The following is a 14,570-nucleotide window of genomic DNA, read 5'->3' on the forward strand; positions in this document are numbered from 1 at the left end:
TTATTGCTTTTGAACTTTGATATCGACAACAATGTAGGAATCTGTCGGGCCAGCACGGTGAACAGAACGTACGCGGACTATGCCTTTATATCCACTGGCATGCTGGAACAGTGCAAAGTGAGGAACTGTCTGTAGATCGAAATAAATAGGCTTCTGATCACCTGCCCCGATATCGACGGTACGCAACCAGCTATCGTCCTGCATAGACTCGAAGAGGGCATCGCTAGTTCCGACTCCCTGAGGCTGATTGATCCATCGTGTTCTGCCTGCCCCGGGAATATCCTGAAAGGTGAGATCTCCTGCCTGATCGGGTGATACAAATCTATTCTGGGTGAAGGTATTATTGATACCAAAGAATACAATATCGATAAGGTTGCCCTGCTGGGGAGTAACCTCGCCTGCTGCAAAAACGCGCTGCAACCGTGTGGAATAAAAACTTCCGATTGTCGCATGGGCACTGTTAATCCCCAGCTTAATATTGGAAAAATGATAGAGGTTGCTATTGGCAGTAATGGTAATGTCTTTGGTTATGATCTTTTTTGTTTTGCCATTGTCGGCAACAAGTGTAATGGCGTACCTCCCCGGCCGCTCGATGTAGAGCTGGGCTTCTTTTTGATCTGCATGCTGAAGCTGTCCACCAGGAGCCGTCCAGTTGTAATGGTGTACGCTAGTTCCGGAAGCCTTAAGCAATGCTGTAAATGGGGCTTCATAATCCTCGTCTCCCAACATGGGTAGGATTTCAAAATCAGCCTCCAATGTAGGTAGAACAGTAATATGCCGATCTAACTTATAGGTACGGCTGCCATTGGTGACTTCGAGTGCCACGGTGTAATCGCCCGGTACATCATATAGGATGGTACCGGGATCACGGGCTGTAGAACCGGAAGGTGCCGCGCCATGAAAGTTCCACTTGTAGGAAGATGCTCCATCGGTCTGATTGCGTACCACAAACTCGGCTGGAGCGTATACGTTGATGACAGTATCCAAGTCAAAGGCGATGCGGACTGCGGAGTCGATACGAATGGTGATTTCCTTACGCTCCTCATGCTCGGGATTGGAAGCTTCCAATATAATACGGTACTCGCCAGCCTGTTCGTAAACAATCACCCCGGGGTCGCGACGGTCTGATACCGCCGGCTGCCCGCCCTCGAAAGTCCATCGATAGGTCTCTGCTCCTCGGGTATGGTTTTCTATACGTACGCGGGCTGGAACCGTCTGATTGCTGCTCTCGTAAAAGGTCGCGAAATCTATAGACACCTTTATATCCTGCTCTTTCTTGACGCATGCCTGCCACAGCAGTATGGGCATCAATAAGAGAAACAGAGGTCTTAATAGTTCTATTTTTCTCATTGTGCCATGATTTTGAATGTACGGTGTTCGTTGCGCGCCTCTAGCATCAATACGTATATATCCGGGCTGAGCTGGAGATTGTACGGGATTTCATAGAGAGACTGTCCTGTAAACCGCCTGTCGTCTATCGTGCGCCCTGTGGACAGATTCACTAAGCGTAAGCGTATTTCTGCTACTTCTGCCAGTCCTACTTTGGCCGTAAACTGTCCACTATTGGGATTCGGATAAGCAATAAAACCACTGATAAAAGCGCTTTTTTCGCCTTCCCAAGTGCCCATATCCTCGGCCGGTAGTACGGTCATCGATTTACTGAATTCCTTACTGCAGTCTCCAAGGTGTGTACGCATGGTAATGGTGTAGTTGCCTGGTTTATCAAACCGTAGTTCGATGTGCTGTTTGGACGATGCGATCTCTTGGATAGGTAGATTCTGATCCCAGATCCACTCGACACGATCGGCCTCTGTAGTACTGATATTGACCAGCGTAGAGGTCTGCCCCTCGAACAGCTGGGTAGTAGCGACAAAATCGGCCTGTAGATCGACATCGCTATACCGTAGCTCGAAGCTATCGCTGGCCGTACAGCCGTCTGCATTGGTGACGGTTACGGTGTACGTACCGACCTGATTGACTTCGATGTATGCTTTGCTACTTTTAAAATTGCCCGGCCCTGTCCAGCTATAGCGTACAGATGATTCGGTACTCTTGGCCACGGCTGTATGACGCTGATCTTTACAGAGCGTGACATCTTCGCCCGCGACGACCTGCAACTGTGGTGGCTCCTGAAGCTGATAACTCTGCCTGAATACGCAACCATTACCATCGGTCAGGGTCACTTCGTAAGTTCCGGCCCTAAGGTCGGTGATACCGGAAGTGGTCGCCCTGGTACTCCATTGATAACGTATAGGCGCAACGCCACCTGTGACCTGAAGATGAATCGCTCCATTGGCTGCACCGTAGCATATAGGATGCTTAATATCGACATCTACAGTCATACCTGATGGTGTCGTAATCTGTGCCTGTGCCTCGGCTGTACAGCCATTGGCATCGGTCACAATCACAATATACTTACCTATTCCCATCCCCTGCAGGTGTGCCGACTGCATACCATTGGACCAAGCATAGGTATAGGGAGCAGTACCACCTGTCACTACGCTGCGCACGGTACCGTTCTGACTGTCGCCACATTCGATGATGCTTCCTGTTGCTGTAACCTGTAGTAGATCGGGCTGCTTGACTTCAAACAATTGTTCGGCAATGATATTATTGGCATCGGTAACCCGAAGTTTATATATTCCTGCACCGATAGACGTCAAGGTATTCTCCTGACTCGACAGAGGTTGTGCTGTGCCTGCTTCCATTTTAAACCAGGCATAGCGGTAGTCTTGTTGTGCAGCACTGAGTACACCGCCTGTAACGTGGGCGGCCAGCCCCGCATCGGTCATCTCAAAACAGGAGACAAAAGCAACCTGTGTGATCTCGATGCGTATAGGGTCCGGTTGTGGGAGCCTGAAACGCTGGCTGAATGTACATCCATGCTGGTTGTCGGCTGTCGTAAGATCAAATGCTGTATCTTCGACAATCAAGGTATAGTCGCCAGCCGGGATATGTTCTAAACTGATTTTATACTTTCCGGCATCGGCCTGAGCGCGATGTGTACTAACCTGTACACCCTGCCCGTCTAACCAGGTGTATCGGTAGGTACCTGTTGATGATGGAGTTCCTCCATCGACTATGACATGTATAGCCCCGTTGGATAATCCATGTCCCAAAGGCTGCACAAGCTCATTGGATACCATGGTCAGTGCTTTGGCAGGCTGGGTTATGGTTGTACTAAAAACTATCTCGTTTCCTTGTGCATCGACAGGTGTACAGCCATGCCCATCACGTATACGTAAAGTATAGGTTCCGGCATAAAGCCCCTTCTCCATATGTTTAAGACCATCACTGAAGGGGATCCACTGCTCGGCACTGCTATCTGGCAGACGTATCCCGATCTGATAGGGAGCTGTCCCTCCTGTCACTGTAATCCCTAAAGTACCATCCAGCCCACCGTAACAATGTACTGCTGTAGGGACTACTACCGCAATGAGCGGATCGGGCTGATTGATGCTGATCAAATCTGTACGGGTGACAATCTGGTTCTGGTCGGTTACATAGAGGCGATAACCTCCTGCACGTAAGCCGTCAGCATAATTCCTCGTGGAGGTCAACTGTACGGAGTCCGCACCATCATAACGGAACCACTGATAACGGTAACCATTGGTAGGAATAACGCCTCCTGTAACGCGAACGGAAATTCGCCCATCCTGTCCATTATGACATTGGACATCTTCCTGTTCATCGATAAAGATCAACAGTGGATCGGGCTGCCTGACGGTATAAGTAGCACTGATCGAACAGGCTTCTCGAGCGGCATCACTTACCGCTAGGGTATATTTTCCGGCAGGGATATCCGTCAATGTTGTGATATATCCCTGGGCTGTGGACTCTCCCTGTACGGTATGTAATACGGTTCCGGATTCGTCTTTCCAAAGGACACTATACGTGCCATCACTCTTGGCTGTCCCTCCTTGTATACGTAAGCGGATATTTCCATCTGATCGCCCATGACCTAAAGGTTCTGTAATGCGTACGTCCTGAACAGTAAGCGGCTGGGCCGGCTGTGTAATAGTTATGCTATAGGTTTTTGGGGCCGATGAATCAAGTTCCTGACATCCATGGGCATCGCGCACCTGTATATGATAGGTAGCTGGTGCAAGGTCACGGAGCAGATGCTGGTTTGATTCGTTAAAATCGACCCATTGGCTAAGGGACTCTCCTTCTTTACGGATGCCGATCTGATAAGTCGCTGTACCACCTGAGGCCTGTATACGAATACGTCCATCGGCGGCACCGTAACAGTTGACCATATCTATCTGCAGGACACTGCTCTGTAGTGCCGTGGGCTGGCTGACAACAAAAGGTGTAGCTACTCTACGGATACCATTGGCATCGGTAATAGCGACGGTATAGGTTCCAGCTGGAAGATTACGAGCCACAGCGTCGGTCTGCCCTATAGCGGTCTGGACACCTGCATCTATCCGATACCATACATAATCGTATTTGCGTTGAGGTATGGGTATACCTCCCTCTCCAATAGCAACGAGTTGGCCTGAAGCATCGCCATGGCACAGAATCTTTACCTGCTGTTCGATCGATATAGTGAGTTGCCGGGGCTGAGTAAGTTCATACTCCTGTTGGAGAATACAGCCATTAACATCGGTGACTTTAAGATAGTATTTGCCCTCGGAAAGCTGACTAATAATGGTCTGATGCATACCGTCTAGAGTCTGACTGGTACTGGGTTGCAAAAGCTGTTGCTGAGCATTGCGCCATTCGACCTGATAACGCCCCTGTGCATCGGCAGTTCCTCCTGTGAGATGCACCTCAATAGATCCATCAGTAGCGCCAAACTCAATCGGGTTGCGTAATATAGATTTGTCTACAGCAAGTGCTGCGGGTTCGCTGATAGCTACTTCGTAGGGTATTTCCTGCCCCTGATCATCGCATGGAGAGCAACCATTGGCATCGCGGAATTGGAAGCTATAGCGCCCGGGGGTTAGATTTTGCAGTCGATGTGCCGCACCATCAGTAAAGGGTTGCCAGCTACCGGACGCCATGCCAGGAGCCTGCACCAAAACCTGATACCCACCGACACCGCCCGTCATCTGAATGGTAATGGTTCCATTATTAGCCTGAAAACAGCTGACGTCGACTTTGGAGAACTGTGGCCTTAAGGGGGCTGGTTCGGTTATCGTAACCTCAGAAGAGGTAGCTGTGATCTGATTATTATCCCTAACAATAACGCGATAGGTACCGGCTCCGTTATTAAATAAGGAATTGGAAGCTCCCTGAGCTATGGTTGTATATTGACCTCCCTGCAACAGCTGCCACTGGTAATCGTAATTATTATTGACGACGACCCCTCCTGCGGCTGTAGCCCGTAAGGTCGCCGTTTTCTGATCGTGACAGGCAATAGTGCCTTCACTCCCTAAGGATACGGTAAGTAGATCAGGCTGTACAAGGATATACTCCTTATAAAGGTAGCAGGCTGCCTGATTGGTTGTTGGATTGGTATTGGCATCCCATACTTCTAGGGTATAGGTACCTGCTGGTACCTGCTGAAGTAGTATACGATAGGCATTGCCCTGATTGATAACCGCCGCTGTATGCGTGCTGAGTTCTTGCCCCTGTGCATTGCGCCAACGATAGGTATAAGATCCACCGCTGAGCGGTGTACCACCATGTACAATGGCTTCTATCGTCCCGTCACTATAGCCGTAAGCACGTGGATGTGTAATCTGATCGAAATCAAATCGGAGCGCGGTTGCGGGCTGTTTTAGGGTTACATCCTTGATCTCTTCATTGCCATTGGGCAGTTTTGGAATACAGCCATTGGTATCCATGATACGAACGGAGTAAGTATTGGGCATTAATCCGGTAAGACGATGTACGGATCCGCTATTGAAAGGAATAAATGCCGCACCATTAATACTGACTTGATACTGTCCTGTGCCACCTGTAGCGGTAATATCCAGCTGCCCATCGTTGGCTCCGTAACAAAGTATATCTCTCGAAGATAGGTTAAATGCTACAGGAGGTGGGTCGGTAATTGTAACCTGTATAGGATCGGGTGGATTGGTCACATCATTTCCATTAATCTTACCCTGAAACTTTACGGTATAATTTCCTGCCTTCAATCCTTGAAAACCGTAGTCGCCCATCTTTGGTGTATAGCTATTGCCGGTATCAAAACGGTCTAGATTTAAAACCGTTGTATAAGGCAGCGTAGCACCAGGCTCAAAAAACTGAATCTGCATAATCTCTCCGGGGTACAGGTCACGGTTAAACTTAAACTTGACAGATCCATCGGTCCCTCCATGACAGGTTGGAGCTATTGGAGTAGTAGCTAAAACCTGGGGAGCGTCCATAATAATATTAGCCGTGATGGTGTTAGAATAAAGATTCCCACATTGGTAATCTATACGGAAAAAAATATTCTTCCCTATATTTTTATAGATATCAGCCCCCAATAACTGTAATCCAGTAAAAGATGCTTGTTGCTTATTGGTGATAGCGAAAGGAAAACTAATCCAGTTAAACCCATCTAAAGAGTATTGCCACCTGTAAGTTGAGTTAGCAAACCCTCGGGTAGCACCTAATGATATAGGCCTATCAACTCCAAGATGATTACCGCTATTGGATTGAATCAGGACCTCTTTGGGATAAAACCTGATAGTTACACCTTCGGTATTCCATTGCGGAATAAACCCTCCTATCGATTGGTTAACACATGCAGTATTCGCTAAATTAAAATTGTAATTTGTTGTTCTTGTTTCATCATTACCTTTACACCCACCCCAAGATGACCACTGCCTAACACCTCGCGATTTGATCCCAGTTATTGCGACATTATTGGGGATAGTAATTTGATATCGGAAATTTTCCTTATCTCTGCCACTTTTTACAATACGGGTATTACCCAAGAAAAATTCCTGACGATCTGCCGTCAGCCACATGAACACCTCGTTAGTACACCTACTAGGATTATGATTCGGTATTCCATCATATACCTTCCCCTCAACAACGACGATATATTCTCCCTGCCCTTGCCCTATGACAAACTGATTAACGCACAATATAAATACAGATAGAACTAAAAAAAACTTCCTCATAACACCTAATACTTAACGTCCAACCATTCCAGTTTCCCCTGACTACCATCTTTTTTTATAATCCGTAGTCCGTAGCGATACCGACTATTCTCCAATGCCGTATCGTCTACAATATGATGGGTGTCGCCCGGCAACTCTTTCCATAAACTGGGCGGGTTATCGTTCAGTCCCCTATACAGCTGATACGTTTGCACATCGGACCGCTTCCGCCATTCGAGTTCTATAGTACGGGCCTCACGGTCAACATAGCTACGGAAACCTGTTGCTATCTTGGTCGTAACAGCCCCCACATCTATAGCTACTTCGCGGATGATATCTGATTGGTTATGACTATCATCTAGCGCGATAATTGTGTATAGGTAGCCTGTCATTGCCGCTGCCGTAGCGTCTATAAGCGTGTCCTGAGGCAGTTTTTTATTGTCATAGTCAAGGATGGTATCCCATTGGGAGGCTCCTACTACTTTACGCAATAGCTTATGCCTCGATACATCGCTGCTGTTGCTCGCTTTATAGCTTAAGTGCACCACTCCATCACGGACATCATACCCTAATATCAAAGGGGACACGGGTGGTATACGGTCGGGCTTTTTAATTTCAACAACTTCAGAGAGACTGGAAGAATTGTAACGCTGATCTAAGGCTGCAACAGCATAGTACATGTGGCTATTGAGGGTATGAAGGCTGACACTATCCGTAAAGGCGCTAAGCGTGTACACGGAATCCTGCAACAACATGGGCACCTCCCCTTTGTGCTGGCTCCGGTATATACGATATCCTAATAAATCGGGTTCGGTATTGGCGGTCCATTGTAAATGTATACGTCCACTGGTATCTGCAACTCCTTGAAGACCTATAGGTGCAGCAGGAGGAACGGAGTCTATCGCCTGATAAAAATAGGATTGGGAGGTCTTGACTGTACCATTTCGTGCATGTACAGCCACCTTGTAATAGTTACCAAGTCCTGTCTGAGGGATTACAAAAGTGGTGTCTGCCGAAGAGGCTCTACCGATTTCCTGATAAGGGGTACCATCCTGGATCGCCTGTAATATACGAAAGTGATCGATAGCATGTGGATTTACAGAAGGGCTGTCCCACACAAGGGATGCCTGCTGCTGCGCGTCAATAGCGACACGTCGTATACGTGGCACGTAGGTAAATGGGGGCTCGCCCATACCCTGTATGGTATCGGAATAAGGGCCTGTGTCGCCGAAAGCGGTTATTCCCTTTATACGGTAATAGTATGTCTGCTGGTTATTATCTAAAGAATCTATATAATACACCAACTCCTGCGGTCCTTCTTCGGTTGCGGCAATATCGGTAATACCAGGTCCCTCCAGAGCAGCAAAGCTCCGCCCATCTGTTGATTTTTCGATAACATAACTGTGGTATACAGACGATAACAAACGGTAATTCCAAGATAGTGTAGCGGTATGATCTCCATAAACCCCGGCTAACCCCACAGGTTTCGGTGGCGCACTCCAATCCTGATACCCCATATACACCGAGGCGGTATCTGAAGATTGCTCTGGTTTGTTGAGCAATATCACCCGATACAGATATTTGTCCCGGGTGGATATATCACGATCTTCCCAAGCCCATCCCGCGAGCTTGGCTGCCGAAAAGCTATGATCAGCGGCATACAGGGAAAGTGAAAAGCGCTGATCTAAGGCAGATGATTTGGCAGTAATCTCAGCTAATGCCCCGCCGTCGGCCTGTATCTCAAAATCTTCGCCGTAAATAGCCTCAGCAATCACGGCGGCATGATCATCTTGATCAGCCAAGGATTCCCACTCGCCTACGGGACGTGGCAGAATGGATGCTCCCAATAATTTTACGTGGGGGGTAGCCATAGGACGCCCATCTTCTAATACCGTATAACGTTCCAAACGGAAGCCATAACGGATAGCCCGTAACCATTGCTCGGAACTGGTCGGAGCCCAACGTAAAAGTATACCTGGCTGCGCCTTGTCTACCCGTCCAATCATAGCCACTGCCGAAGAGCGTTCCTGTGCAAATACGTAAGCTCCGTAGCTACTGAAAATAAGGGTTAAAATAAAATATAACAATCGATTCATACGGACTTAGTTTTTTATTGGGGATCGGACTTCATTCTCATAAGATATATCTTTGGTGGTACCTACAGTGCCATCAGGTAACACATAGCGATATTGAGTACGGTATTTACCCTGGAATGGATAGGTAAATGTACCCTCAATCAAGTGTTTGAAACGACTGCCCTCAGGCTGGCCTAAATAACGGTTGACGGCCTTGTTCTGTACATCCAGAAAATCCTGTTTATAGTAAAAGAAAAGGTTATATACCCACGGGAGGTAGCCCGTATGGTATCCACTGGACTTGCCCGCGACGATATCAGACAGCACGGTGTTATCGACCCGGATTCCCTTGACAGGAATTATTCCCAACTCGCTGACATCCCGGTGGGTAATCGTGACATAGCTATCTATTGGATAATTTTTGTAGAGTAATGGATAAATGACGTTTTCGTAATATTTCTCGCCTGCAGGTTTTGCCTCTACCTGTATCAATGCCTGCCCTCCTGTAAATTCGGAACCGATCAGCTCGACACTTTCAAAGGATTCGTAGGCATCAGTTTTAACATGTAAATCTATAATGTCTATCCCCATGATTCCAAACGAAGGCTTTTTACCCGGGATGGCATCCAACTTCTTACTTAATGTATTGTACTGACTACTTTTAAAATCGTACTCTAAATAGGTATGTCGCAGATCATTCCGCGTAGCTGACTGTGCCTGTCGATTGGAGACCTTCATTTGGTTGCCCTGCTCATCAGTCTTGGATACGTACTCGGCAGAAGATGAAGATATCTTCTCTGGATCTGGATTTTTATTGACCAATAGTGCTTTGTAAGACTGACTAGCGCGCATCTCTGGCATATTGAAACTCAACCTGGACTTAGAAATGTCATACTTTACAGCCGCTTCTTTCTCCTGGCCCTTATCGGCTACCACTAAAGCAATGGACTGTGGGTCGGTAAAAAGATACTGCTGCCCACGCTTTAACTGGACAAAGCCACTCTTGCTCTCGCCAATATAATAGCTTTGCTGATCCTTAACCGGATACATATACTCAATATTATGCAACGGGACATAATAGGGTGCATCACCTGTTTTGAAGGTGATTGTCTTTGTTTCTTCTATCTTGGTGCCATTTTCGTACTGTGTCTGCCAACTGCCACCATTCAACTGCTGCATCGCCACACGGACGGTGGCTGTAATATCACTATGAGGTGGTAAAATCTCTTTGGAATAGAAGGATACTAAATTTTTAGATTCGTTCCAACGCATTGCTCCATCGATAACCTGTCCTTGATGCGTAAGCTTAAATTCTTCTAGTTTGATGCGGAACGTCTGTGGTCCTCCCTCTTCTTCTGTGGTGATCTCCTGATCTATAGGCATATTGAATGCGGCCTGTGGTGCGGCAAATACATCCACATCCTTTGCGTTATTATCTGGGCTGATACTCGATATGATAGGCAATTCTTCATCTAATGCGGCACCTACGATCTTACACTCTTTGCCTATGGTGACGGCCATATTGATCCGTCCCTTGACCAAACCGCCAAGTACGCTATACTTGACCGCCATATGCCCCTTGAACCAGGCTGGATTGGGGAGTTTTGCCTGCATTAACACGGCTGTTCCAGCTTTTAGTATTGAAAACCGTCGAACTCTGCGGAACAATTTGACCCGAAGCCCGACCTCTCCCTGTAAATAAGCATAGGACTGCCCATTGGCATACCAGCCATTAATACCAATTGGCTCATTATTGCCTTCGCAATGGGCCATAATACCGTAATTCTTGAGCATAATATCAAAGCCAAGACCGGCCTCCAGGCTTGCATAAAGTATCAGGAATCGGAACTCGCCTGTAGACAGGCTCAGTTGGGAGCCAAAAGCAAAGCCTCCTCCGGTATTCAGCGCATTCAGGTCTCGCATATAATCCAGTTGGGCGACATCTTTACCCAAAATATCGGCAACCTGTCGCGGTGGTGGCGGCGACCCCGGAATCTTGCTCCCCATCATAAAATAGCTCTGTGTCTTAATACGGAAAGACCCTATTCCAAACTGTACCCCCATAGGGTCTTCAGGTGTTCCGGCCAGAACATACCACTCGCCGGGAGAAAAGCGAGCTACACTATATCCCGCCCGATGCTCGGGTCCAATACCACTGATCACACCACCTAAGAAATTGATATGCAAATCGAAATTCGACTGAAATGTATTATTGGCAAAATCGAACAAGATACCCAATTGGGCGATAAGTCCTGGCTTACCCGGTTGCTGTACCTGGGGACCTGAAGCTAGTAGCTTCGCTGTAGCCGTAGGCTCTGCGGTGGCCTTTTCATCAAAAACGGTTCTGACGCGTTCATCATTAATGCCCAACTCTTTGGCTTTTTGGCTCACAGCAGCAATTTTGTCATCCAGAAAACTACCTATCTTATCGACCCCTGGGATCTTGCCCATCACGGAAGCCGAGCCGTAAATGCCAATATAGTTGACGCCACCATGCCGATTGAAAGAAGTCTCGAAACTAGCCTCAATATCAACTACCTCAGGTCGGGCAACATGCATCAATACTCCTAAACGTATACCAAAACCCGCATTTTCATCTGGAACATAGCGCATCTCAGAAGGATTGTAATTTATAGAACCTCGCTGATCGCTATCCATAACCATACGATTATAGGCTCCCCCCGAAAATCCACGGAGCATTAAAGGACCAATAGGTATTCCTAGGCCTAAGTCAACCTTAGCGTCGACATACCAATAGCTGAACTCTTTCTTTCCGAAATGAATTTTAGCATCGACACTGGCACGGAGTGATGTGATTCCCATCTTTAAATCGCCTCCAAAACCATCCCCATAAATAGGGTGCCGGTCATACATCTCGATCCCCCCACTGAGCTTAAGCTGATTAGCAATATTAGCGTTGATACGTATACCTGAGAGATCAACCTTTTCGAAGTCCATCTTTAGTAGCCCTTGGTCTTTTCCCACTTTTCCGTTGACACGCAACTGTGTCTGCGCAATAATCTGTGATTTAGAAAGCTCTAGTTCAACTCCAAACACCAAACTAAATATGTCGGCACTGCTAACGACATCGATACTAGAGATGCTAATCGGAAATCCCTTTATACTGGCTTTGCCTTTGTACCCCATATGGCGGACGGAGATATAAGGTTGCTCGGTCTGTAACTTTAATTCCTGAAAAACGATATCTTCAACATGAGCGACCTGCTGCCCCTCCCCTGACAAAATGGACATACGCCCATTGAGTAATACGGAAGGCAGAAACTCACCACCCGAAACTTTTAATTCTGCATAGGAACTTTCATCAATAATTAATTTAGCCTTCCAGATATCAAAGCTTATTTCGTCGGTAGATGCAACCCGTAAGAGATACTCATTATTCGCAGCGATAAACGCGGAATAATTAAGTAACTGTCCCTGAGATGATGGAAGGCCAATCTGTCCATCGAAACCAGCTCCCTTGATACGATTGGCCTCGATGTCTAAACGAAAACTATTAACAGAGAACCGCCAGCCAGAAGCTGTACCCCGATCAATGGAAAGGATATTGTCTGCATAAAAACTCCCACTAAGTCCATTCCCATCAATGAGCATATGGCTGGCTTCAAAACCAATACGCTGCTGTGAACCCCTGTCTTTAAACTGAGGCGGTAAGGTGACATAAAGCTGTTCGACATATAGCCCTCTCCAAAGCGCCAGGTCCTCTCCTCCAAATGCATTGGACATATAGGATTGAGGGAAAACCATGTACGGAGAATTTCGCCTATCGCTCATGTCAACAATTGCATTTTTCAACCGAAAGCCAAAGTCGTCCAGGCCCTTGACACCAAAATCTGGCAGACTGATCTCTACGAGTATATCATTCCAGTCTCTCACGACAGTAGAGAAATAGGCAGAAACCGATCCTGTTAGCTTTTTTCCATTAACGTCCAGCGGAAAAAATGTCTGCGGAAGGGTGATCTCGGCTGATAGGCCTAGCTCACGAAAACCGTTACAGTCTACATCTACGTAAGTGAGGTCATAAGGGGTATGTAGGCCCGATCCTTTCAGCGTAACAGACATGCCCCCCATAGGGATGGTAATATCCCGCAAAAGCGCCAAGCGACCGTCTCCAAGAATTCCTCCTGAATAAGAGAGCTTAATCCCCCTAGCGCCAAATTCTAATATTTGATTGTTCTGAGGGATGCGCAGTCTGGCAAAAAGGGTGACCTCCGCAAAATCAGGCATAAAATTGACCTGCCCCACCGCAAGAACCAATTTTGAGTTACCATCTATCCCGACATCCGATCGAATTGCTAACGGTAACTCGCTAAGTTCATTGACATCGATCTGGTTTACAAACCGCTTCGCTCCTTCTACCTTATCTAAGACGGATCGAGCTGAGTCTAAAAAAGACTGTGCATAACAGACTTGGGTTTCAACAAAGAAGAAAAAACCGAAAACTAAACTTACGATAATGAGGGATAGATTTTTATTTTTCATTCTTTGTATTTAGACGTTTCTCTTTACTGAATTCTATTGAAAGCTTGCGCTTTTCTCAACTTTGAGGATGGATAACGGCACCATGCAAAATGTACCTGCGGGATATTTTAATAAGGAAAACAGATTTGACGACCTATTATATATTTTAAACTAGTTTGGCAATAATTTTAATTGCCTGATTAAAAGACCAGGTATTGATAATCCTAAACTTTATATTCCAAAAAAATTGCTAAATCGACACAAAACTAAATAGAGTGTTCAACTTATTTTACGGGAAACCGTATTATAGATTATATTCTCTTAATGTGGTAGTTAAAGCGCTACATACATCATGTTGACGTACAAAAAAAACATTATTTGTAACTATTTTCTTGTGCTTGAAGCAAATTTTTGTAGAACAATCATAATAAAAAAGAGCACCGATCTAAGAACGGTACTCCTTTATGTATATAGACTGATAGCTATAATTTACTTAATTCGTTTAGAAACTGAAGTCATCACTTCTTTACCACCGTCTTCAAACTCTTCCTCGACGACGACTATAGTAAGAACATCATTCTTAATAGTAAATGGCGCTTCGATCACGACTTTTCCAACCTCTTTAGTATCACGAGTCATGATAATCTTATCACCTTTTATCGTATACGTAAACTCAATAGGATCAGCAGATTTCCCATCTGCATCGAAGTCAACAAGCGTCATTGTCCCATTACTCCTGATGTCAAAATATGGTTTTTTAACCCAACCATCATAATTTTTAACTTCTCTCTCTTCCACTAATTCTACCCCCTTCGCATCATAATACTGATAAGTATCAGTAACAAACTCCCATTTGCCAACAATAGAAGGAGAATTTTCATCTTTGTCTTTTGAACAGGAGAATGACGCTAAAGCAATTGTAAATAGTAATAGTAAATGTTTAATGTTCATAGTATTTTATTTTTATAAATAA

5 protein-coding genes are annotated in these 14,570 nt (G+C 46.1%); all 5 read right to left on the reverse strand.

Features of this window, described 5'->3' with window-relative positions; translation table 11 throughout:
* The 5 genes from G7B18_RS00085 to G7B18_RS00105 all read right to left on the reverse strand — a co-directional run bounded on the left by G7B18_RS00085 (position 1) and on the right by G7B18_RS00105 (position 14,548).
* Positions 1–1,350 carry a PKD domain-containing protein gene (locus G7B18_RS00085; protein WP_164121799.1) on the reverse strand — a complete coding sequence of 450 codons (1,350 nt, stop codon included), beginning with the start codon at positions 1,348–1,350 and terminating at the stop codon, positions 1–3.
* Entirely contained in the window at positions 1,347–7,064 is a 5,718-nt protein-coding gene (locus G7B18_RS00090; RefSeq protein WP_164121800.1) for a SprB repeat-containing protein, read from the reverse strand. The genes G7B18_RS00085 and G7B18_RS00090 overlap by 4 nt, the downstream gene beginning before the upstream one ends.
* Positions 7,065–7,069: 5 nt before the next feature.
* Positions 7,070–9,139: a fibronectin type III domain-containing protein gene (locus G7B18_RS00095; RefSeq protein WP_164121801.1), complete on the reverse strand. Its 2,070-nt coding sequence runs from the start codon at positions 9,137–9,139 to the stop codon at positions 7,070–7,072.
* A gap of 6 nt (positions 9,140–9,145) precedes the next feature.
* Complete coding sequence (locus G7B18_RS00100) at positions 9,146–13,618, reverse strand: hypothetical protein (protein WP_164121802.1); 4,473 nt, start codon at positions 13,616–13,618, stop codon at positions 9,146–9,148.
* Between the two features lie 468 nt (positions 13,619–14,086).
* Entirely contained in the window at positions 14,087–14,548 is a 462-nt protein-coding gene (locus G7B18_RS00105; protein ID WP_164121803.1) for a lipocalin family protein, read from the reverse strand.
* Positions 14,549–14,570 lie beyond the last annotated feature (22 nt).

Source organism: Sphingobacterium sp. xlx-130 (assembly GCF_011007405.1).
Taxonomy (GTDB): domain Bacteria; phylum Bacteroidota; class Bacteroidia; order Sphingobacteriales; family Sphingobacteriaceae; genus Sphingobacterium; species Sphingobacterium luzhongxinii.

Bases quoted from the DNA above. Each gene is read 5' to 3' on its own strand.
- G7B18_RS00105 (WP_164121803.1), bottom strand. From the start codon at position 14,548: ATGAACATTAAACATTTACTATTACTATTTACAATTGCTTTAGCGTCA.
- G7B18_RS00100 (WP_164121802.1), bottom strand. From the start codon at position 13,618: ATGAAAAATAAAAATCTATCCCTCATTATCGTAAGTTTAGTTTTCGGT.
- G7B18_RS00085 (WP_164121799.1), bottom strand. From the start codon at position 1,350: ATGAGAAAAATAGAACTATTAAGACCTCTGTTTCTCTTATTGATGCCC.
- G7B18_RS00095 (WP_164121801.1), bottom strand. From the start codon at position 9,139: ATGAATCGATTGTTATATTTTATTTTAACCCTTATTTTCAGTAGCTAC.
- G7B18_RS00090 (WP_164121800.1), bottom strand. From the start codon at position 7,064: ATGAGGAAGTTTTTTTTAGTTCTATCTGTATTTATATTGTGCGTTAAT.